We start from the raw sequence: 21,372 nt of genomic DNA, 5'->3' as shown, positions 1-21,372 counted from the left end.
AATTTTATGTAATGGCTATGAACACAAGAAAAGGATTTCGTTTTACAACGTACGAAGCTCCGGACCAAACCCCATTCGAAAAACTCTTCGAGATTTTTCAGGAACTGATTACCCATACTTCGGGTGATGTGGAGGAAGCTTTGGACTGGCTCCGTGAGCTGGACAAAGAATACGAGCTTACCGATGACGATTACACCATTGATGATTTTATAGAAGACCTCAAAGCCAAGGGTTACATCCGCGAAGAATTTGACATGGATGGCGAAAAGGGCGGCGATGATGGGGAAGAAGGCGATGAAAATCCGGCAGGTGGAGGCCTGTCCATGACGGCCAAATTGGAACGCATGCTGCGTCAACGCGCCTTGGACCAAATCTTCGGGAAGATCAAACGAAGTGGTTCCGGCAACCATCGCACGGGAAAATCGGGCAGGGGAGACGAGCATACGGGAGAGTTTCGGGAATATCGCTTCGGGGATTCATTGGAGCATATTTCCATGACGGAAAGCTTGAAAAATGCCCAAGTCAACCATGGATTGGACACTTTTTCCATGAGCGAAGAAGATTTGGTGGTAGAGGATACCCAGTACAAGGCGCAAATGAGCACTGTGCTGATGATCGATATCAGCCACAGTATGATTCTGTATGGTGAAGACCGCATCACTCCTGCAAAAAAAGTGGCCATGGCATTGGCTGAATTGATTACGACCCGCTATCCCAAGGACACCTTGGATATTTTGGTTTTTGGGAACGATGCTTGGCCCATTCCCATCAAAGATTTACCCTATTTACGAGTAGGGCCGTACCATACCAATACCGTTGCTGGATTACAATTGGCTATGGACATGCTCCGCAGAAAACGGAACACCAACAAGCAGATTTTTATGATTACGGACGGGAAACCTTCGTGTATTCGACTTCCTGATGGGAACTATTATAAAAATAGCGTAGGACTTGACGAATACATCGTGGAGAAATGCTATACCATGGCGCAACAGGCCAGAAAATTACACATTCCCATCACCACTTTTATGATTGCCGAAGACCCATACTTAATGAAGTTTGTGCAAGAATTTACCAAAGCGAATAAGGGCAAAGCCTTCTATACGGGATTAAAGGGATTGGGTGAAATGATTTTTGAAGATTACGAACAAAACAGGAAACGAAGAATTAAAGGATAAAGACCATATGAAATTGGATCATAACAAAATAAAGACACTCGGGGAATTAAAATCGGCTGGATACCAAAGCAAAAGCATCAAAGATGAGTTGCGCGAAAACCTCTTGGCCAAAATCTCCAAAAAGGAAGAAGTTTTTGAAGGGGTTTGGGGTTATGAAAATTCGGTGATTCCGGAATTGGAGCGAGCCATTCTATCCCGGCACAATATTAATTTATTGGGCTTGCGCGGACAGGCCAAGACCAGATTGGCCCGTTTGATGGTACAATTGTTGGATGAATGGATGCCCGTTGTGGCAGGTTCCGAAATCCATGACGATCCATTGAACCCCATTTCTAGGTTTGCCATTGAATTGATAAAGGAAAAAGGCGACAACACCCCAGTGGAGTGGATCCATCGGGATGAGCGCTTTTTCGAAAAACTGGCAACACCCGATGTTACCGTAGCCGATTTGATCGGGGATGTGGACCCTATCAAAGCGGCCAACCTTCGCCTTTCCTATGCGGATGACCGAGTGATCCATTTTGGGATGATACCAAGAGCCAATCGTTGCATCTTTGTAATCAATGAATTGCCCGATTTACAAGCTAGGATCCAGGTGGCCCTTTTCAATATCTTGCAAGAAGGGGATATTCAAATCCGTGGTTTTAAACTACGATTGCATTTGGATATCCAATTTGTTTTTACGGCAAACCCCGAAGATTATACCAATAGGGGAAGCATCGTGACTCCATTAAAGGATCGGATCGGTTCACAGATACTTACGCATTATCCTGAAAGTGTAGAAATTGCCAAAAAAATCACCAAGCAAGAGGCCCAATTGGACAGCAGGCAATCGGACACTATTTATGTGCCAGAAATTGCTATGGACCTATTGGAACAGATTAGTTTTGAAGCCCGAAAAAGCGAATACGTGGATGCCAAGAGTGGGGTAAGTGCCCGAATGAGCATTACCGCTTTTGAAAATTTATTAAGTACGGCAGAACGCAGAGCTGTATTGGCCGGAGATGCCAAAACATCTGTTCGTTTGAGTGATTTTATGGGGGTTATCCCATCCATCACCGGAAAAATTGAATTGGTTTATGAGGGCGAGCAGGAGGGAGCAGGCTTTGTGGCCGAAACCTTGATCGAGGATGCCATCAAGTCGTTATTCCCCAACTTTTTCCCAAAGATAGACAAACTACAGCGTAAGGAACAGGAAACCGAATATGATGAACTCGTCAATTGGTTTTTTGACAGTGAAGGCTTTGATCTTTTGGATGATGAATCCGAAACTTCCTATAAATCGAAACTCGATTCCATTGGCCCGCTCAATCAACTCATCAAACAATACCAACCCGAAATATCCAAAGAGGATTCCTATTTTCTAAAGGAGCTGTTACTTTGGGGATTGGTGGTCCATAAAAAACTTAGCAAACACCGCTTTGAACAAGGATTCCAGTTCAAAGACCTGTATGGCAGTTATATTCGTGGATTATAACTTTAGTTTTATTGCCAGATGTTAAGGTTGTCGTTGTAGTTCTCAAAATTATAGGCCCCCACGTACTTTTTTCTTAACCAAAAAGTATAGATGGTAAGAATGGGTAAAATACTATAGAGCACTAATGTTAAGGTGGCGATAGGTTTGAATGTTGCAGGAATTACATGCTCCCCAAATTCAGCAATGGAATTGAGCACCGTGATACTGTCATAAATTTTGAACACATATACGCCCAAAACAGCATACAATGCATATTCAATATTACGCATTTTGGGATCGGGCAACTCGCCTTCTGATATTTTGAACCAAACCACATACAAATACAACAAATGAACCGCTGCAAGAACCGGGAAAAGGTAATTTTCAGCTTTTAGGAAGTAGAATTTATTGGTGTATACCCCGTAAAAGTCCAAAACGATCAAAACCAATAAAACGGCCAATGAAGCCAATATGTCTCTTTTCCAGGTGATAATTTTTGAAATTGCATTCATATCAAAAGTGATTTGGGAATCTAATTTGATATAAAGTAAGGGGATAAAAATGAAAGGATTTAATCTAATCGACAAACAGTGGGCAATGTCAGATAATCAGAAAAATCTGATAATAAAACCTAATTATTCTGCCAGCTAAAGTGAATTGAAAATCAGTCGAAAAGATTGGAAGACAGGTAGCGGTCACCTCTGTCGCAAACAATGGATACAATAGTCCCACGATCCAACATTTCTGCCAATCTAAAAGCCACCGTGGCAGCACCTCCGCTACTCATGCCGGCAAAAATCCCTTCCTCCTTAGCCAGTTTTTTGGCCATTAGGGTGGCATCTGCTTCGCTGACTTCCATTACGGTATCCACCTTTTTGGGATCAAAAATTTTGGGCAAGTATTCTTGGGGCCATTTTCGAATACCCGGTATTTTGGATTCATCCGTGGGCTGTACCCCAACAATCTGAACATTCGGGTTTTTCTCCTTTAAAAAAGTGGAGGTTCCCATGATAGTTCCCGTGGTTCCCATACTGGATACAAAATGGGTGATTTGCCCTTCAGTATCCCTCCAAATTTCAGGTCCAGTTGTTTTGTAATGCGCTTTCCAGTTATCGTCATTGGAAAATTGGTTCATCATGATGAATCCCTCGTTCATTACTTTGGATTCCGCATAATCGCGTGCACCTTCAATCCCAACATCGGCTGGCGTGAGGGTCACTTTTGCGCCATAAGCACGCATGGTCTGAACCCGTTCTATTGTAGAATTTTCAGGCATGACCAATTCAATATCCAACCCGAAAAGACTGGCAACCATGGCCAAGCCAATCCCTGTGTTTCCACTGGTGGCCTCTATCAATTTGGATTCCTTGGAAAAATCTCCCCTTTCTAAACCGCTCTTGATCATGTTATAGGCAGGGCGATCTTTTACACTGCCTCCGGGATTATTCCCTTCCAGCTTAAATAGGACTTTAACGTTAGGATTGGTATTCAATACTTTGGACTCCACCAAAGGGGTGTTGCCAATAAGGTCTAAGATGCTTTTAGACATTTGGAGCTGTCTTTATTTTGATTTCTGGTGTATGGAAAACGGTTGAATTTGGCGGTACAGAAGCGGTCACCCAGGCGTTACCCCCGATGATGGAATTTTCACCCACAACGGTTTTGCCACCCAAAATGGTTGCATTGGCATAAATGGTAACATTGCTCATGATAGTGGGGTGCCTTTTGGTCTTCTCCAAGTTTTTGGCCACATATAAGGCTCCAAGCGTTACACCTTGATAAATTTTTACGTTGTCATGTATAATGGCGGTTTCCCCAATGACCACACCCGTAGCGTGATCGATAAAGAAGGATTTCCCGATTTTTGCACCGGGGTTGATGTCCACACCAGTCTGTCTATGGGCATATTCGGTCATCAACCTTGGAATGAGGGGCACATCTTGAACATAAAGTTCATGGGCCAAGCGGTAGATGGCAATGGCATAAAAGCCAGGATAGGCCATATAAATCTCGCGGATGGAAAGTGAAGCAGGATCACAATTAAGGATTGCCTCGGCATCCAGATTCAATTTTTCCAAAATCCCGGGCAATTCCGAAACGTAGTTGTCCCAAAGTTGGTCACTGGGTCGTTCCAATTCCCAACAGGCCATATCCACCAATCGGTTGAATTGATTTTCCAGCAATTCCAAGTTCACCGCAACTGGCGTATTGGCATCAAAAAGGGTATAAAAAAGAGTATCCGTAAAATCTTCCGTTTCTTGCTTCAATCTGAAATCAAGATGGGGCAACTTCTTGTGCCTGTTCAGCTCTGCAATGATTTTTTTCTTGTCCATACTACTTCTTATTGTCTTAAAATTAGACAAATCCTTACCACGGCCTATCAGAAAAGGCTAACTTTAGTTTAAAAATAACATATTATCGATATATGGCTGTTCAGACTACGATTTCCAAAGAAGCATTTGATTTTTTAAGACAACTTGAAAAGAACAACAATAAGGAATGGTTCGAAGCGAACAAGAAGACGTTTAAAAAGCATGAAACGGCCGTGAAGGGGTTTTACGAAGCGGTAAAGGACAAGCTGAACCATCACGACGAGATCGAAAAGATGAAAATGTTCCGCATTTATCGGGATGTACGTTTTTCCAAGGACAAAACACCATACAAGACCCATTTTGGAGGGTCCTTTTCCCGATTGGGCAGTCATTTAAGGGGAGGGTATTATCTACATTTAAAACCGGGCGGATCATTTTTGGCCACCGGTTTTTGGGACCCCAACAAAGAAGACCTCTTCCGCATACGAAAGGAACTGGAAATGGATGCCTCGGAATTCCGAAAAGTGATCGGGCAAAAATCCTTGAAATCTATTTGGGGAGAATTGAAAGGAGACACTGTTAAAACAGCTCCGAAGGGTTTTGATAAGAACCACCCTGACATTGATTTGATCAAGTACCAACAGTTCATTTTTACACGGGACCTCACGGATGCAGAAGTACTATCCGATTCCTTCTTGGATGAAGTGGACAAATCTTACCGCGCCATTAGGCCCTACTTTAACCTGATGAGCGACATCCTGACCACTAATTTGAACGGTGAATCAATCCTGTAACTGGGCCTGATGATCCAACAATTGGACTTGGTCTTTGAGCCGTTCGATGACCATGTTCATCATACGTTTGTTCAACGAGGAAGAATTGGTGATGTAATCTTGGTATTCTTCCACCGTAAACTGGCCAATGACCATTCCCTTAAGGGAATTCCTGAATTTGATGTCCTTTTGGATGGCCCCTTCAATAAATTGCATCTTGCGCTCCAACGAAAGCTCATGAAAAGCTCCCTTATGTTTGGCGATGTAGTTCTTAAAGGCCTCCACCAATAAAAGGTTTTGAAGTTTGATGACGGGCCGTAACGTTTGGTTCTGGAAACGCTCATCAAAACCCATTGCGCTGTTGAAATGTGTCTGTGGAATGTCTGGGCGGATGTCCAAAAGACTCTTGGATCGTGAATCCATGGCAACTTGTTTTAATAAAGTTACATAATCGGAAACCGCACCCTTTTAGCTAATGCATTAGTTGTTAACGATGTTATGAACAGACCTTTTTAAATTTATATATTTAAATCCCAATCCAAATCACCTATGAAATTCGGCAAAGTAGACCACCCAGAACATATTGATTTCACCATCCCGAAGGACCATCCGGATACGTCTGTGGTACTCTCTAAATATGGGTCCGAAGGGGAACCCAATGTCTTTGTGGGCTGCGCCAAATGGAATCGGCAGGATCTTAAGAATTTTTACCCAAGAGGTACAAAAGACGAATTGCAGTATTACTCTTCCCAATTCAATTGTATAGAACTCAATGCCACGTTCTACCGCATCTTTCCTTCGGACACCTATGAAAAATGGTACGACAAGACTCCCGAAGGTTTCAAGTTTTTTCCAAAAATGACCAATGAGGTGAGCCATCTCCGCCGATTGAACGATCAAGTGTACCCTGTGGTGGACCGTTATTTGGAAGTGACCGCTTTACTCCGGGAAAAAATGGGCACCATCTTTTTGCAGATGCACAACAACTTCGACCCAAAAAACTGGGATAGGGTAGTGCGCTTTGTGGAGTACTGGCCGAAAGAGTTTCCCTTGGCCATGGAGTTCCGCCACACAGATTGGTTCACCGATGAAACCGTGGCCCAAGAACTGTATCATTTACTGGAAGAGAACAACATTGCCAATGTGTTGGTAGATACCGCAGGCAGGAGAGACCTGATGCATATGCGGTTGACCAACAATGAGGCCTTTATCCGTTATGTGGGCGCCAACCATCCGTCCGATTATCCGCGTTTGCAGGATTGGGTAAAACGATTGTCTGCTTGGAAAGAGCAGGGATTGGAGAACATCCATTTTTTTGTGCACCAAAACTTGGAATTGGAATCCCCATTACTTTCTGCCCATTTGATCAAGCAATTGAATCCCGCCCTGGGTTGCAATCTAACTATACCGGCAACTTTAAACCCACCGCAACAGGGTCTTTTTGACTAAACCCAAAATTTTCATCGATTTAAAAATCCTTCGTCAATAAAATTATAGACTCCGTAGTGCTTGGTAATGAATAGTTTGAAATTCATAATTGCATAAATTTAGTAGGGTAATGTAGAAACAAGCGATCGGGTATTGAAGTACCTTTGTCCTGTATTTTAAAAAGTTTCACAATGCGATTTCATACACGAAAATGGGTAAAACCAGAAGATTTGAACGCCAATGGAACGCTGTTTGGCGGAAAGGTCCTTTCATGGATCGATGAGGAGGCTGTAATGTACAGCATCATACAACTTGAAAATAAAAAGGTAGTTACCAAATATATGTCCGAAATCAATTTTATGAGCACCGCGGTAGAGGGTGACATCATTGAGATCGGAATCGACGTGATAAAATTCGGGGTCACCTCCATTTCCCTCAATTGTGAGGTGCGAAACAAGATGACCCACGAAAGCATTGTCACCGTGGACAATATTATTTTGGTAAACCTGGACGACAAAGGCAATCCAAAGGCCCATGGCAAAACCAAGATCGAGTACGTTAAGGACCGATTGGCCAAGAAGGAAAAAGAGGAAAACGTTTAGTTCAACGTTTTGGCAATTGCCTGAACCTCGTCCAATACCCTAAGAAGGTTACCACCCCACAATTTGGCGATATCTTCTTCGGTATAGCCGCGTTTTACCAGTTCCAAGGTTACATTGAAGGTCTCGGAGGCATCTGACCAGCCTTCAATTCCACCACCTCCATCAAAATCGGAGCTGATACCCACATGGTCTATCCCGATCAATTTCACCATGTAATCAATGTGGTCCACAAAGTCGGAAACATTTACTGCAGATGGGGCATTGGGGTCTTTTTTGGCAAGTTCCTCGGAAATGCCCATTACCTTTTGGTAGTTTGCAAAAAAGGTCTCGCGCTGCTCTGGTGTCAAGGTCCTGAACTGGGATCTTTCGTACCACTCAATACCCAAAGAATCGGCTACTTTTTTGTTGATTTCTTGCAGGTATGCGGAGCGAGCATCATTTTTTTCGGTGTTGAGATATGATCCAAAAGCGACAGTTTGAACCACACCACCGTTCTTTTTCATCATCAGAAGTTGTTCATCATCCAAGTTACGGCTGTGGTTGCACAATGCCCTTGCCGAAGAATGCGAAGCAATGATCGGTGCCTTGGAAAGTTCGATCATTTGGACCATGGCTTCTTTGGAAGGGTGGGAGACATCTACCATGATTCCCACTCGGTTCATCTCCGCAATGGCCTGTTTGCCCAAATCACTCAGACCGTGGTACAACCAAACACTGTCTTGTTCCCCGGTATTGGAATCACTGAATTGGCTGTGACCGTTATGCGCCAAGGACATGTATCTGGCACCCAATTTTTGATATTCTTCAATTTTGGAAAGATCCTCACCAATAGGGTAGGCGTTCTCTACCCCGATCATGGCCACTTTTTTACCCGAAGCGGCTATTTTTCTAACATCATCGGAAGTCAGGGCCAACCCGATTTGATCAGGAGCAATCTCTTCACAAAGTTTATGGATGGCCTGGAATTTGGCCATGGCATTTTCAGAAGCCTTGGCATATCCTTCAGCGGTAAGGGTATCTTGTCCGGTGTAAACAATAAACCAGGCTACATCCAGGCCGCCTTCCTTCATTTTGGGAAGATTTACTTGGGTTTTCAGGTTTTGGGTATAGTTGATGCTGTCCGTAAAGTTAGCTACGTTAATATCATCATGTGTATCGATGGTGATCACGGAATCATGGATCCTTTGGGCCATTTCTTCCATTGTTTCGGTTTTTTCAGGTTTTTTCTCTCCGCAGGAAATGAAAAGGAGAACACTACAAATAAGGTATAAATATTTCATCAGGTTGGTTTTTATACATACAAATAACGCAATTTGACAACAAATTCCGAATCCTACGGAACATTAAATTGTTATCCCTCTTTTAATTGGACATTTTTAGTGTATCAACAATTATTACCTCTTAAAATTGGGAACACGGGAATTACTCAACTATCTTGAAAAATTGGAAATCGGATTAAGCTCTTTCTCTTATGAAGAACTGGGAGTTGTGGAGGCAGGGGAACTGAAAAAATCCTTCGAAATCTTTAAACACGGCCTGGAAGACAAAGTTTTTGGCGTATCCGAACTGAAACAACTGGAAGATCTTTACAAAAGAATGGGGATTTTGGAACCTCAAAGGAAATCTGCCTCATTCGATAAACCGATAACCAAAGATCCCATTTTTCAATTGTTGGATGCATTGGAAAATACCCCACTGAACAAAACACAACTGGAGCTGACCAAGGCCCTGAAAAAAGCTGCCGAAAAACTGGTCAAAATAGATAAAAATACCCCCGAATCTATGCCAAATCACTTTCAATATATTGAGAAGAGTCTTGTAACGGGCTACTCGGAACACAAGATCAATCTAAAACCGGTTTTGGAAGACTGCATGGGCCGCATGGAGTTATTGGAAGAACTGGTAAGGATGTTCAAGCACAACGTACTGGAATTCATCGGTAGTTCTAAAATTCACCTGTTGAACGAAGATTTTTCGGCATTGGCCCTTTGCTGCCAAAAAGTGGGACCCAACCTTAGGATGATGAAGACCTATGAACTTTTGGAGATCGTGCAACAAATATCGCTGTTGAGCAAAACGGACAACGATTCCAAACACCTCGCTTTTCTATACGAACAATTTGTGACGGAATACCCCATGATACAGGAGCAGGTAGATTTTGAGATGGAGCTCTTCCGAACCATGTAAAACCAAAAAAATGACCGCCGAACTTCCAACATACCTACAGAGCGTTTTTTATCCGTTGTTCCAACATGCCAAGGACTTGGAATGCAAGTTAATGTTGATAGAGCAAATGCTGGAGATAGGGGACAAGAAGGAAATTCCTTTTTTGACTGAGTTGGAAGGTCATGATAATCCCAAAATCAGCAACAAGGCTTTTGAGATCAGGACGGCGTTACAATCCAAACTGGGTGTAATGACACCTGCCGAAAGGAGCAGATTGCCCATGAACCTTTGTTTCATTTATGATGAATTCAACATAAGACCGAGCAAAGTGGATCCCGATCTGGATTTTGAAGTGACACTGGATATTTTGGAAAATGACCAATAGAATCGTTTCACAACCAATGGTAAGAATTTCACCACAAAAAATTGTTTTGATATAATCTTTCGAATAGATTCACGTTATAGGAATACCCAAACATCAAAACCCCGAAAACGCATGTTATACGATACCTACGGAGAAGAATATTTGGCATTTCTTCAGGAACTGAACGAAATCCTGAGCTTGAACGAACTTGCCGAACTTGATTACCTATAGTGGACCAAAACCCCAAATTTTGTTTCGATGAAAAATTTTAACCAAGAAAACACAGCTTACTTAAATTTCATTCAAGATTTGAATGCAATGCTCACCGATTTTGATATCAATCTGTTGAGTCATCCATAGTTACTGTTTAAGTGAATATCATGGAAAAGGGGATGTTTTGTACATCCCCTTTTCTATTTTTAATTAGGCCATTAACCCAAATACGATTTTAAAATTTTGCTTTTGGAGGTATGCCTTAGTTTTCGGATGGCCTTTTCCCGTATCTGTCGTACCCGTTCCCTGGTAAGGTCAAAAGTACTACCTATCTCTTCCAACGTCATGGAAGGTTGGTTCCCGATACCATAATAGAGCCTAACCACATCCGCCTCTCTTGGAGACAACGTATCCAAAGCTCGGTTGATTTCGGTAAACAACGACTGGTGCATAAGTCCTTTATCCGGTTTGGGGGAGTCCCCGGCCCTGAGTACATCATATAAATTGGAAGTTTCCCCTTCCTTTAAAGGCGCATCCATAGAAACGTGTCTGCCAGAATTTCGAAGGGATTGTTTTACCTCCGTCACGCTCATATCCAGTTCCTTGGCAATTTCTTCTGCGGAAGGCGGACGTTCATGGGCCTGTTCCAAATAAGAAAAAGTCTTTTTTATTTTGTTGATGGACCCAATTTTGTTCAAGGGCAAGCGTACGACCCTAGATTGTTCCGCCAAAGCTTGCAGAATGGACTGTCTGATCCACCAGACGGCATACGAAATGAATTTAAACCCACGGGTCTCATCAAACCGTTTGGCCGCCTTCACCAAACCCACATTACCCTCGTTGATCAAATCCGGTAAGGTAAGCCCTTGGTTTTGGTATTGTTTGGCCACAGACACCACAAATCTCAAATTGGCATTCGTCAGTTTTTCCAAAGCAACTTGATCGCCCTCCCTGATCCGTTGTGCCAACTCCACTTCCTCCTGTGCGGTGATCAGGTCGATCTTGCTGATGTCCTGAAGGTATTTGTCAAGGGATTTGGATTCGCGATTGGTTACTTGCTTAATGATTTTTAACTGCCTCATTCGAAAAATGGTTTCATAGTGTTACAAGCTTTCATTATACGTTTTTACGGGTAGAATTCCAAGTGCAAAATGTTATTCTTATCAAAATGTTATGAGTGGAATTGCATTATCATCAAAAAATTCTGTTAAACACCAATTGTTGATAGTATCTTAATAGAAAACCGCAAGTACCTCTTCCCATAAGCCCAAAAAACTCCTAATTTTGTAGGGTTTTTTAATTTGAAACCCATAATCCATTTTTCCTTTGGAGGTAAACAGAAAAAATCACAAGAAAACCCTTTACGATTACCAGCAAGAAGATCTCCGCAAGATTTTCAAGCATTTGGATGATCTCCCATCTGGCACGAACATTCTGTACCAGTTACCTACGGGAGGAGGAAAAACAGTGGTCTTTTCCGAGATTACCCGAAGGTTCATCACCCAAACAGGAAAAAAAGTGATGGTGTTGACCCACCGCATTGAATTGAGCAAACAGACCTCGGATATGCTCCATGGATTCGGGGTGCCGAACAAGGTCATCAATAGTGAAGTAAAGGAGCTTTACGATCAAGATGACTATATGTGCTTTGTGGCCATGGTGGAAACCTTAAACAACCGCTTGCAAGAAGAAAAGGTCAGTATAAAGAACATTGGTTTGGTGATTATCGATGAGGCCCACTACAATTCCTTTAGGAAACTGTTCAAATATTTTGAACATGCCACCATTCTTGGGGTCACGGCAACGCCATTGAGTTCCAACATCAAATTGCCGATGAAGGACCATTACAAGCACCTGATTATTGGTGAGTCTATAAAATCCTTAATCGAGAAACAGTTTTTGGCCAAGGCCAACCTCTATAATTATGATGTAAGCCTCAAAACTTTAAAATTGGGGATTCATGGGGATTATACCGTTAAATCTTCGGATGAGTTTTATGGTAACCACAGCATGTTGGGTAAGCTCTTGTCCGCTTATGAAGAGATTGCGAAGGGTACCAAAACATTGATCTTCAATAATGGGATCAACACATCGCTTTATGTTTATGAAACGTTTAAGAAAGCGGGGTACAACATCCGACACTTGGACAACAAGAATACGGCCACTGAAAGGAGGGAAATACTGGATTGGTTTGCCGAGACTCCTGATGCCATCCTCACATCGGTCAGTATTTTGACCACCGGATTTGATGAACCATCCGTAAAGTCCATCATCCTGAACCGGGCAACAAAATCGTTGACCTTATATTTTCAAATGATCGGCAGGGGATCTAGGATCATTCCTGGCAAGGATGATTTCAATGTCATCGACTTGGGTAACAACTTGGCCCGTTTCGGTCCTTGGGATGCCCCAATCGATTGGCAGGAAATTTTCCATTTCCCTGACTTTTACTTGGAGAACATCAAAAATGATGAGGAAATTGAGCGGGATTTTGTCTATGAAATGCCCGATGAACTTAGGGCCAAGTTTAGCAAATCGGAGAATATCACGTTCGATATAAAGGAGGAATATAAAAAGATATTTGCGCAGGGGAAAAAGTCCAAATTGGTTTTGGAACTCAGCATTGAGCAGCATGCCCAAATATGTGTGGAGAATAGTGAGGACGTGTTTGACGCTAGAATTTTGGCCAAGGAACTCAAGGAAGATATCGCCTTTAGGGTAAAGCAATATTCGTATTGCATCATGAACAACACCAAAAACTACAAGGAGTGGTTGGAAGAAGATTATGAGAGGAAACTGCGATCCAGTATTTCCAAAAAATTCGCGATGAGGATGTAGCGGTCTGGACAATTAGCAATTAGCAATGAACAATTAACAATGAACAGTCAACAATGTCATTCTGAGCAAAGCGAAGAATCCCTTTTCATGAAGAGCCAAGACCATGATTCTTGGATTATTGGAATGTTAGATTTTTGTAAGGTATGAACTTGATACTTATCTCTTGTGTCTTGACTCCTGTGTCTTGTTCCTTGTATCTTGAATCTTGTTTCTTTTTCTTGGATCCCATCCCTAAACGATCACCCGCAATGTCATTCTGAGCGAAGCGAAGAATCCCTTTTCATGAAGAGCCAAGACCATGATTCTTGGATTATTGGAATGTTAGATTTTTGGAAGGCATGAACTTGATACTTTTCTCTTGTGTCTTGATTCTTGTTTCTTGACACTTGTTTCTTTTTCTTGAATCCCATCCCTAAACGATCACCCGCAATGTCATTCTGAGCAAAGCGAAGAATCCCTTTTCATGAACGGCCAAGGCCGTGATTCTTGGATTATTGGAATGTTAGATTTTTGGAAGGCATGAACTTGACACTTGTTTCTTGAATCTTGTGTCTTGATTGTTGTATCTTGACTCTTGTTTCTTTTTCTTGGATCCCATCCCTAAATGATCACCCGCAATGTCATTCTGAGCGAAGCGAAGAATCTCTTTTTCATGAATGGTCAAGACCGTGATTCTTGGATTATTGGAATATTAGATTTTTGGAAGTCATGAACTTGACACTTATCTCTTGTGTCTTGATCCTTGTATCTTGACTCTTGTTTATTTTTTCTTGGGTCCCATCCCTAAATGATCACATACAATGTCATTCTGAGCGAAGCGAAGAATCTCTTTTCCATGAATGGCCAAGGCCATGATTCTTGGATTATTGGAATGTTAGATTTTTGGTAGGCATGAACTTGACACTTGTTTCTTGGCTCTTGTGCTTGATTCTTTTATCTTGCTCCAGTCCTTCCAAGTTGACTAAAATATGACCAAAACCATATTCGTTATTGGCCATGTGTGGCCGGAACCCAATACCACTGCAGCAGGTTGCCGCATGATGCAGTTATTGGAAACCTTTTTGGAATATGGTTTTATGGTGACATTTGCCTCAACGGCTGGAAAAACCGAATACAGCAAAAATCTTGGTGAGATTGGAATTAAAGAGAAGTCCATTGAACTGAACCACCCTAGTTTTGATGAATTTATTAAACAATTGCAGCCAGATGTCGTGATTTTTGACCGATTTATGGTAGAGGAGCAATTTGGTTGGAGAGTGGCTGAATTTGCCCCAAACGCCATTCGGATATTGAATACAGAAGATCTTCACTCTCTAAGAAAGACTAGAGAAGAGGCCCATAAAAGCCAACAAGAATTTGATTTATCCAAGTGGGTCAAACACGATATGACCTTGCGTGAAGTAGCCAGTATTTATCGATGCGATGTATCCTTGATGGTGTCCACTTTTGAAATGGACATTTTACAAGAACGGCTCCAAGTTCCCAAAAATCTTTTGTGTTGTTTGCCTTTGATGATGGAAGTGCCTTCGGCCCAAAAGATAAAGGGATGGCCCAGTTTTGAAGAAAGACAACATTTTATAGCGGTTGGAAATGGAAAACATGCCCCAAATGTGGATTCCATCAAAATATTGAAGGAAGAAATCTGGCCACTCATCAAAAAACAGTTGCCTGTAGCTGAGATACATATTTATGGAGCCTACTTACCCCAAATGGTACAAGAAATGCACAACCCTAAGTTGGGATTTCATGTTGATGGATGGGTGGAAAGCCTTGATGAAACGATGCAAAAGTCAAGGGTGTTATTAGCCCCGATCCAGTTTGGGGCAGGAATAAAAGGAAAGTTGTTGGAAGCTATGAAGAATGGCACACCTAGTGTCACCACTTCTATCGGGGCTGAGGGAATGCACCACAATCTTCCCTGGAACGGGAGTATTGAAGATGATTGGGAAGCTTTTGCCAACAAGGCAGTACAGCTTTTTCAGGATAAATCAGCTTGGGAGAAATCACAAACCCATGGCATTCAATTATTAGAGGCCTTTTTCGACAAGGAAAAACTTCAGAAAAAGTTTATTGATTTAATTGAACGTATTGAAAAACAACTTGTTGAACATCGGGAACAAAATTTTATGGGACGCATGCTGCAACATCAAACTTTGAATAGCACCAAATACATGGCCAAATGGATAGAGGCCAAGAACAAGCTCTAAATTAGGCTATAATTTTTCCAAAAACGCGATCACATCCGTATGTCCGTCCCGCTGGGCAATGCTTAAAGCGGTATCTCCATTTTCCATTTTCAAGTTGATTTGGGCTCCATTTTCCACTAGTAAGTTTACCATTTCCAAATTCCCACGATGTGCCGCAGAGTGCAAAGGAGTGACCTGTTGCATTTGTGGGGCATTCACATCCGCGCCTTTACTAATTAAAAGTTTGCAAAGTTCTACATTGTTTTTGGCCACTGCAGCATGCATGGCATTCACTTTGGAAGGGTTATTGGCATGAAGATTTGGGTCCGCTCCCTGTTCAAGTAACCATTTGGCCATTTCCGATTTATCAAAAAACACGGCAAGTGAAACAGGGGTAAAACCATCATTGGCATATTGGTTGATCAATGCTGGATTTTGGGTCAACATGTTTTTGACCTTTTCCAACAAGCCACAAACTACTGCCTCGTGAAAAGTAAAAGATTGCTTCATTGTTTTAGCAGTCTCCAGTACTTCTGGTATTCCGGAATAGGCAATGACCAATAATCCAGAGGTACCACTTTCATCTTGTAGGTCCAAAACCTCTGGGTTTTCTCTGATCAAATTCAAGATCTTGTCCGTTTCTTTATTCTTGATACATTCCTTTAGTTTTTCAATCATAATCTAATACCTTGATTTTGAATTCATTCGAATATAAGAAATTCCAGTTTGATTTTATTTTCTAAAGGTAATTGGAGGGAATCCATTCCTTTGTTAATCAAAATAATTGCTGCTATTTCATGATTAGGAGTTTTTCTCCATCGTTAAGAATAGATTCTTCGCTGCGCTCAGAATGACAATAGCAAATTGATTATTGTTAATTGTATATTGTTCAATTTGTTAATAAAGTAGGATCATAGTTTACTCCCTTAGCCACCTGAACCATGGTAATACGGACTTTGGTAGGGAAAAACTTTTCAAAATCTTTACGTTTATGGGCATGCCCTTGCCCACCGCTATCATCCTTAATGACCAAATCCATCTGTTTGATGCCTTCTGACCAGATGATGGACTCATTCTCCCAAAACTCCGTCATGGGCACATCTTTTTCATAAATGCCTTCTTCCAAATACAGGTCAGAACCAGTGCAGCCATAACCGTTTCCTTGACCATGATTAGGGATATAACAGAGTGTCCATTTGGTAGGTTCACTTCCTACAGGTTTTTCTTGAACTTCAATTCGGATGTGTACGGTACCGTTCCGAAAATCTACCGGGGTTGTCCAATCTTTGGGAATATTCGGGTTCAATTTATCCCCGGTAACATAATAATGGGATTGACTAGGGGAGGAGGTATCCGCATCTTGTTTGGTATAGGTGAACTCCACATCGAACAACACAAATTGTTGTGGTTCGGATTGGGCCCAAAAAAAGGCGGGTGATATCAAAAGGATAATTGTTAGTATTCTTTTCATTTTGATCAATCTTGTTTCCAGCCTGGACCGCGTACCACTTGACCGGGGAATTCTCCTGTATGTTCGCCGTCCTTCAAAACTTGGGTGCCATTTACAAAAACATGTACCATTCCTTCTGCGTATTGGTGTGGCTTTTCGAAAGTGGCCTTGTCTATCATGGTTTCTGGATTAAAAACCACAACGTCAGCATAATTTCCAGTTGTTAAACTGCCTCTTTTTTTGATTTTCAAATTGGTAGCTGGCAATTGCGACAATTTGTGAACCGCTTCTTCCAAAGAAATTACCTTTTCCTCACGAACGTATTTGCCCAACAGTCGGGCCACATTTCCATATGCTCTAGGATGGGTATTCGATTTCAGAAAAACGCCCTCGGTAGCCAAGGAACCTGCATCGGAACCAAAACTCATCCAAGGAAGGGCAATCTGTTTTTTTACATTTTCTTCGGACATCAAGAAATAAATGGTACCCACTCGGCTTCCATCCTGAACCACAAGGTCCATAGCGGTTTCTTCCGGCGAAGCACCCCTTAACTCAGCAACTTCTTTTAACGTCTTCCCTGTAAGATATTTTAAAGAATCGTTGCGAAAACCTACCAAAAGGATTTTACTCGGATCCCCTGCCGCTTGCATCAAGCTTTCCCATTTATCCGTTGGGGTCATCATTTCTTCCTTGACTTTTTTACGGATGGCCGGGTCCTGCAAGCGTTCCGCCCATTTATCGTATCCACCTTCCTGTACCCATGGTGGCATGGAGGCATCTAACCCAGTGGAACCCGCTATATAATTGTACATGTCGGCGGTGATGTGGAGACCCGCTGCCCGAGCGGAATCCACTTTGGCCACTACAGCATCAAATTTGTCCCAATTATCCTTGCCACTTTCTTTAAGGTGATAGATTTCCGCCCGTATTCCAGCCTCATTGGCAATACGGATGAGTTCATCCAGACTTTCCAACAATCGGGAACCCTCACTACGCATATGGCTGATGTACATCCCATCATATTCAGCGGCTACCTTGCACAACTCTATCAATTCTTCTGTGCTGGAATAAAAGGCCGGGGCATAGATCAGGGAGGATCCAACGCCCAAGGCACCATCTTCCATAGCCTGTTTTACCATCAGTTTCATGGAATCCATTTCCTGTGGAGTAGGGGCACGGTCTTCATAACCAACTGTATTTACCCGAAGGGTGGTAGCACCAACAAAAGAAGCCACATTGGTGGAAATGCCTTTATCGGTGAGATATTGAAGGTATTCATCCAAAGTGGTCCAAGTAATATCAAATTTGATATCGCCTTGGCTTTCCTGTTCTTCTTTTTTGATTTTTTCTGTCAAAGGACCCATGGACCAACCTTCCCCAAAAACCTCAAGGGTAACACCTTGCTTTATGTCACCCATAGATCGGCCATCTTCAATAAGCGATTCCGTGGCCCAACTTAACATATTGATGAATCCTGGGGCAACTGCCATTCCTGTAGCATCAATTTCAATAGTACCGGTTGCTTTTTCCAGATTGCCAATGGCCGCAATGGTATCGGCGTTGATCCCGACATCTCCAATATAGGCCGGGTTACCGGAGCCATCTACGATACTTCCATTTTTTATGAGAACATCAAAATGTTGGGGCTTGGTACAGCTTCCAAAGGACAAAAGCAGGGTGAGCAAAAGAAACAAAGGGAATGGTTTCATAACTTGGTTATTAGGTTGGAGCTAACCAAGTTAATCCTTTTTTGGTTATAAAAGTGTCCCGATTATTTCCTCAATTGTTCCAATCGGTCAATGGCATTTTGGTTTTGTGGATTTAAGCCCAAGGACTTTTTAAAGTTCATAACCGCCTTGTCTTTATCTCCCAAAAACAGGTAGACCTCCGCTAAACTATCATAAAGGTTACTCGAATTTGGATAAAGGGTTGTTGCCAATAAAAACACATTGATCCCGTGGGCAGATGTTTTTGGGTTGAACACCAACTGCAATCCAAGATTATTTAGTTTCCCTTCTGGCAATGCCAAGGTAGGATGTTCTTTTAAAAGTGATTCGTAAAGCGTGTTTAGATTGCTATAGTTTTGTTTCGCGGCCAATTCATTGAAGTCATTAAACCCAAAACCTTTTTCCTGTGGCTCTTTGGTTTGATAATCCAGTACATCCTTTGCTATTCCATTTTGGGAAGGATCGCTGTTTAAAAATTTAAGGGCTTTCGGGTCACTTTTCAAAAAAGCATCCAAAAAATTTAATGCATACCGAGATACCAACCTATAGGATTCCATAATCTCGGAATCACTTTTATCCTGCCTTTCATCCCTCGGTTGAAACAAAATCCCCAAAGTACTGAAATAGGAATGCGTCATATTGTGGAACTTCAATTGATAGGCCTTGCAATTGGTGAGACTATCATAAAATTCAAACTTGGTATTGAGTTCAGGATTGATTTTGTCTTCGGCCAAAACGTGCTCTGGAATATTCTTTTGGGCCATATGTATGAAAGGAACATCCACTTTATCCACATTAAAGAAAGGGGATTTTTTCAACGTGTCGTATTGGTATTTTATACTTCCATCCAAACTGACAATGGCCATGATGTTCTCATTTCTCATTTGTGACAGAACGTTGGATAAGCCTCCAAAGCTAAAACCCATGGTAGCCATATGGTCCGTTTCCGCAAAGGGCAATTTTTGGACTTCCTTGATCAAAAACTCAATATCCCTAGCCTGTGTTTCCAAATCTTTTGGGGTTCCGCCTTCAAAAAAACGATTCTCAGTGCCTCTACTTGGACTAGAAATTACCACATAACCGTGACTGGCCAGGTATTCGCACAACGCAAAATTTTCTATGGAAGACGCTTGATAACTTGGGGCATAAACAATTACTGGAAATGTACCCTCAGTTGGCTTTATCCCATATCGGGTAGTTGTCCGTTCCTCTAAATGGCTTTGGTTCGCTGGATTATTTGGATAATAGAACCAATTCAATATTTGGTCATTTGGCAAGTATTCCCATTCCTCTTCTTCTTTAAGGATTTCCATATAATCCAATACGTTCATTGGTGCAGGGTTATCCAAGGTTTTATCGGATGGATACCAAATACTTATTGGGATGGGCCTTGGAATACTTTTGTTATTCCAATCATAAATTCTTTTGTATGTCCTGGTACTATCGGAGACCAGGTAATGTTTAAATCCTACGCGGTAATCTCCACTTTCTAAATCAATTTTCTCTAAAGAAGTCTGCGCTAAAACCAGACTTGTCTGAATCGATACTACAATAGAAAGCGTCAATAGTCTCATTATCAATTTTTAATGTCACTTACAAAAGATAAAAAAAACTACAACTTGTTACAGTAGAAATTATTTATTGAGGTATCTGCTGGCTCAAGCAATGTAGTGTGCCAAATCCCCAAATAAGATCAATGGCACTGATCCCGATAACCTCTCTATCCGGGAACACCTCCGCCAAAATGTTTAAGGCCTCCCTATCCCTGGAATCGTTAAAAGTCGGAACCAGAACAGCTTTGTTCAAAATAAGGAAGTTGGCATAACTGGCCGGAATTACGACACCATCAAAATGAATGGGTTTGGGCATGGGAAGGGTAACAATTTTAGGCTTGTTACCATCTTCCAAAACGGCATGTTGCAACCGTTTTAAATTATCCTGTAACGCAGAATAGTTTGAGTCTTTTTTATCCGATTCCACCACGGTTACAATGGTATTTTCATTGACAAATCGTGCCAAATCATCAATATGACCGTGGGTATCATCTCCTTTGATGCCATCACCCAACCAAATGGTATTCGTAATACCTAGGTATTCCTTAAAAATGGCTTCATAATCTTCCTTGGTAAACCCAGGATTGCGCACCTGTACTTTTTGATCCAACAGACATTCTTCCGAAGTAATCAAGGTACCCTTACCATTTACATCAATGGCTCCACCCTCCAGTACTACAGGTTTCCCCTTATATTTTACTTGTTCTAAAGGAACGTTTAGGAATTGAGATACCTTCTCTGGAACATGTCGGTCCAATTTGTAATTGGAATATTTGGCCCAACCATTAAAATTGAAATTGAGTGCTTTTCGTTCTTTCCCATTTTTAACGATGATGGGGCCGGAGTCACGCATCCAGCTTCTATTCGTCTTATGAATGATGAAGGAAACCTTGTCCACATTTACATGCGCGGTTTTTAATAGATCGAGAACTTTGCTTTTTAGTTCTTCGGTGGCAACCACCAAAAACACTTCTTCAAACGTGGCCCCCTTTTTGATGAACTCCACAAACGCCCATTGAATGGCCCCATATTTACCGGGCCAGTCGTTTCCGTTGTGGGGGAAGCAGAGCAGAATACCTTGTTGTTTTTCCCATTCTGCGGGAAATCGCCATGCAGCTTTAGCCAT

At 42.0% G+C, this 21,372-nt stretch carries 20 protein-coding genes; 9 read left to right on the top strand and 11 right to left on the bottom strand.

The features are described 5' to 3' along the window. Positions 1–11 precede the first annotated feature (11 nt). Together LKX84_RS11480 and LKX84_RS11475 are read left to right on the top strand one after the other, a co-directional pair. Positions 12–1,178 carry a vWA domain-containing protein gene (locus LKX84_RS11480; protein ID WP_228237310.1) on the top strand — a complete coding sequence of 389 codons (1,167 nt, stop codon included), beginning with the start codon at positions 12–14 and terminating at the stop codon, positions 1,176–1,178. A gap of 7 nt (positions 1,179–1,185) precedes the next feature. Further along, on the top strand, positions 1,186–2,655 hold the full coding sequence (locus LKX84_RS11475; RefSeq protein WP_228237589.1) for a magnesium chelatase: 1,470 nt from the start codon (positions 1,186–1,188) through the stop codon (positions 2,653–2,655). An 8-nt stretch (positions 2,656–2,663) separates the two neighbouring features. Here LKX84_RS11475 and LKX84_RS11470 read toward each other — a convergent pair whose 3' ends face one another. From LKX84_RS11470 to epsC, 3 genes are all read right to left on the bottom strand, one after another. Continuing rightward, complete coding sequence (locus LKX84_RS11470) at positions 2,664–3,146, bottom strand: hypothetical protein (protein WP_228237309.1); 483 nt, start codon at positions 3,144–3,146, stop codon at positions 2,664–2,666. A gap of 152 nt (positions 3,147–3,298) precedes the next feature. Then, positions 3,299–4,183, bottom strand: a complete 885-nt coding sequence (gene cysM, locus LKX84_RS11465) for a cysteine synthase CysM (RefSeq protein ID WP_228237308.1) — start codon at positions 4,181–4,183, stop codon at positions 3,299–3,301. Next, positions 4,176–4,967: a serine O-acetyltransferase EpsC gene (gene epsC / locus LKX84_RS11460; protein WP_228237307.1), complete on the bottom strand. Its 792-nt coding sequence runs from the start codon at positions 4,965–4,967 to the stop codon at positions 4,176–4,178. Before epsC ends, cysM begins: the two co-directional genes overlap by 8 nt. A 92-nt stretch (positions 4,968–5,059) precedes the next feature. On the opposite strand from epsC, the gene LKX84_RS11455 reads away from it, so the two are divergent. Next, positions 5,060–5,740 (top strand): DUF2461 domain-containing protein, encoded by a 681-nt coding sequence (locus tag LKX84_RS11455; protein ID WP_228237306.1) that lies wholly within the window; start codon positions 5,060–5,062, stop codon positions 5,738–5,740. Here the strand turns inward: LKX84_RS11455 and LKX84_RS11450 are convergent. Beyond that, positions 5,729–6,142 carry a glyoxalase gene (locus LKX84_RS11450; RefSeq protein ID WP_228237305.1) on the bottom strand — a complete coding sequence of 138 codons (414 nt, stop codon included), beginning with the start codon at positions 6,140–6,142 and terminating at the stop codon, positions 5,729–5,731. The two genes, LKX84_RS11455 and LKX84_RS11450, sit on opposite strands and share 12 nt — an antisense overlap. 126 nt (positions 6,143–6,268) lie before the next feature. On the opposite strand from LKX84_RS11450, the gene LKX84_RS11445 reads away from it, so the two are divergent. Both LKX84_RS11445 and LKX84_RS11440 read left to right on the top strand, forming a co-directional pair. After that, a complete protein-coding gene (locus LKX84_RS11445; protein WP_228237304.1) occupies positions 6,269–7,168 on the top strand; it encodes a DUF72 domain-containing protein in 900 nt (299 codons plus the stop codon). 170 nt (positions 7,169–7,338) lie between these two features. Beyond that, entirely contained in the window at positions 7,339–7,749 is a 411-nt protein-coding gene (locus LKX84_RS11440) for an acyl-CoA thioesterase (RefSeq protein ID WP_163634085.1), read from the top strand. Here the strand turns inward: LKX84_RS11440 and LKX84_RS11435 are convergent. Then, a complete protein-coding gene (locus LKX84_RS11435) occupies positions 7,746–9,029 on the bottom strand; it encodes a dipeptidase (protein WP_228237303.1) in 1,284 nt (427 codons plus the stop codon). The two genes, LKX84_RS11440 and LKX84_RS11435, sit on opposite strands and share 4 nt — an antisense overlap. A 127-nt stretch (positions 9,030–9,156) precedes the next feature. Between LKX84_RS11435 and LKX84_RS11430 the strand changes: the two genes are divergently transcribed. Both LKX84_RS11430 and LKX84_RS11425 read left to right on the top strand, forming a co-directional pair. Further along, positions 9,157–9,936: a hypothetical protein gene (locus tag LKX84_RS11430; protein WP_228237302.1), complete on the top strand. Its 780-nt coding sequence runs from the start codon at positions 9,157–9,159 to the stop codon at positions 9,934–9,936. A gap of 10 nt (positions 9,937–9,946) precedes the next feature. Beyond that, positions 9,947–10,300 (top strand): hypothetical protein, encoded by a 354-nt coding sequence (locus tag LKX84_RS11425; RefSeq protein WP_228237301.1) that lies wholly within the window; start codon positions 9,947–9,949, stop codon positions 10,298–10,300. Between the two features lie 410 nt (positions 10,301–10,710). On the opposite strand, the gene LKX84_RS11420 is transcribed toward LKX84_RS11425, so the two are convergent. Beyond that, positions 10,711–11,574: an RNA polymerase sigma factor RpoD/SigA gene (locus tag LKX84_RS11420; protein WP_228237300.1), complete on the bottom strand. Its 864-nt coding sequence runs from the start codon at positions 11,572–11,574 to the stop codon at positions 10,711–10,713. A 244-nt stretch (positions 11,575–11,818) separates the two neighbouring features. On the opposite strand from LKX84_RS11420, the gene LKX84_RS11415 reads away from it, so the two are divergent. Then, complete coding sequence (locus LKX84_RS11415; protein WP_228237299.1) at positions 11,819–13,330, top strand: DEAD/DEAH box helicase; 1,512 nt, start codon at positions 11,819–11,821, stop codon at positions 13,328–13,330. A 968-nt stretch (positions 13,331–14,298) separates the two neighbouring features. Beyond that, positions 14,299–15,537: a glycosyltransferase gene (locus LKX84_RS11410; RefSeq protein WP_228237298.1), complete on the top strand. Its 1,239-nt coding sequence runs from the start codon at positions 14,299–14,301 to the stop codon at positions 15,535–15,537. Between the two features lie 6 nt (positions 15,538–15,543). Here the strand turns inward: LKX84_RS11410 and LKX84_RS11405 are convergent, their stop codons facing one another. The 5 genes from LKX84_RS11405 to LKX84_RS11385 all read right to left on the bottom strand — a co-directional run bounded on the left by LKX84_RS11405 (position 15,544) and on the right by LKX84_RS11385 (position 21,372). Continuing rightward, complete coding sequence (locus tag LKX84_RS11405; RefSeq protein WP_228237297.1) at positions 15,544–16,194, bottom strand: ankyrin repeat domain-containing protein; 651 nt, start codon at positions 16,192–16,194, stop codon at positions 15,544–15,546. 211 nt (positions 16,195–16,405) lie between these two features. After that, positions 16,406–16,987, bottom strand: coding sequence for a hypothetical protein (locus LKX84_RS11400; protein WP_228237296.1), 582 nt, complete (start codon positions 16,985–16,987; stop codon positions 16,406–16,408). A 5-nt stretch (positions 16,988–16,992) separates the two neighbouring features. Beyond that, positions 16,993–18,675 carry an N-acyl-D-amino-acid deacylase family protein gene (locus LKX84_RS11395; RefSeq protein WP_228237295.1) on the bottom strand — a complete coding sequence of 561 codons (1,683 nt, stop codon included), beginning with the start codon at positions 18,673–18,675 and terminating at the stop codon, positions 16,993–16,995. A 62-nt stretch (positions 18,676–18,737) separates the two neighbouring features. Next, a complete protein-coding gene (locus tag LKX84_RS11390; RefSeq protein WP_228237294.1) occupies positions 18,738–20,267 on the bottom strand; it encodes a CocE/NonD family hydrolase in 1,530 nt (509 codons plus the stop codon). Between the two features lie 64 nt (positions 20,268–20,331). Next, the gene (locus LKX84_RS11385) at positions 20,332–21,372 is read right to left on the bottom strand and encodes an agmatine/peptidylarginine deiminase (protein WP_228237293.1); all 1,041 of its coding nucleotides are present in this window, start codon (positions 21,370–21,372) and stop codon (positions 20,332–20,334) included.

It is taken from the genome of Allomuricauda sp. M10, assembly GCF_020782875.1.
Classification (GTDB): domain Bacteria; phylum Bacteroidota; class Bacteroidia; order Flavobacteriales; family Flavobacteriaceae; genus Flagellimonas.
The sequence above is the reverse complement of the archived record's forward strand: the minus strand, read 5'-3'. Positions and strand labels throughout refer to the sequence as shown.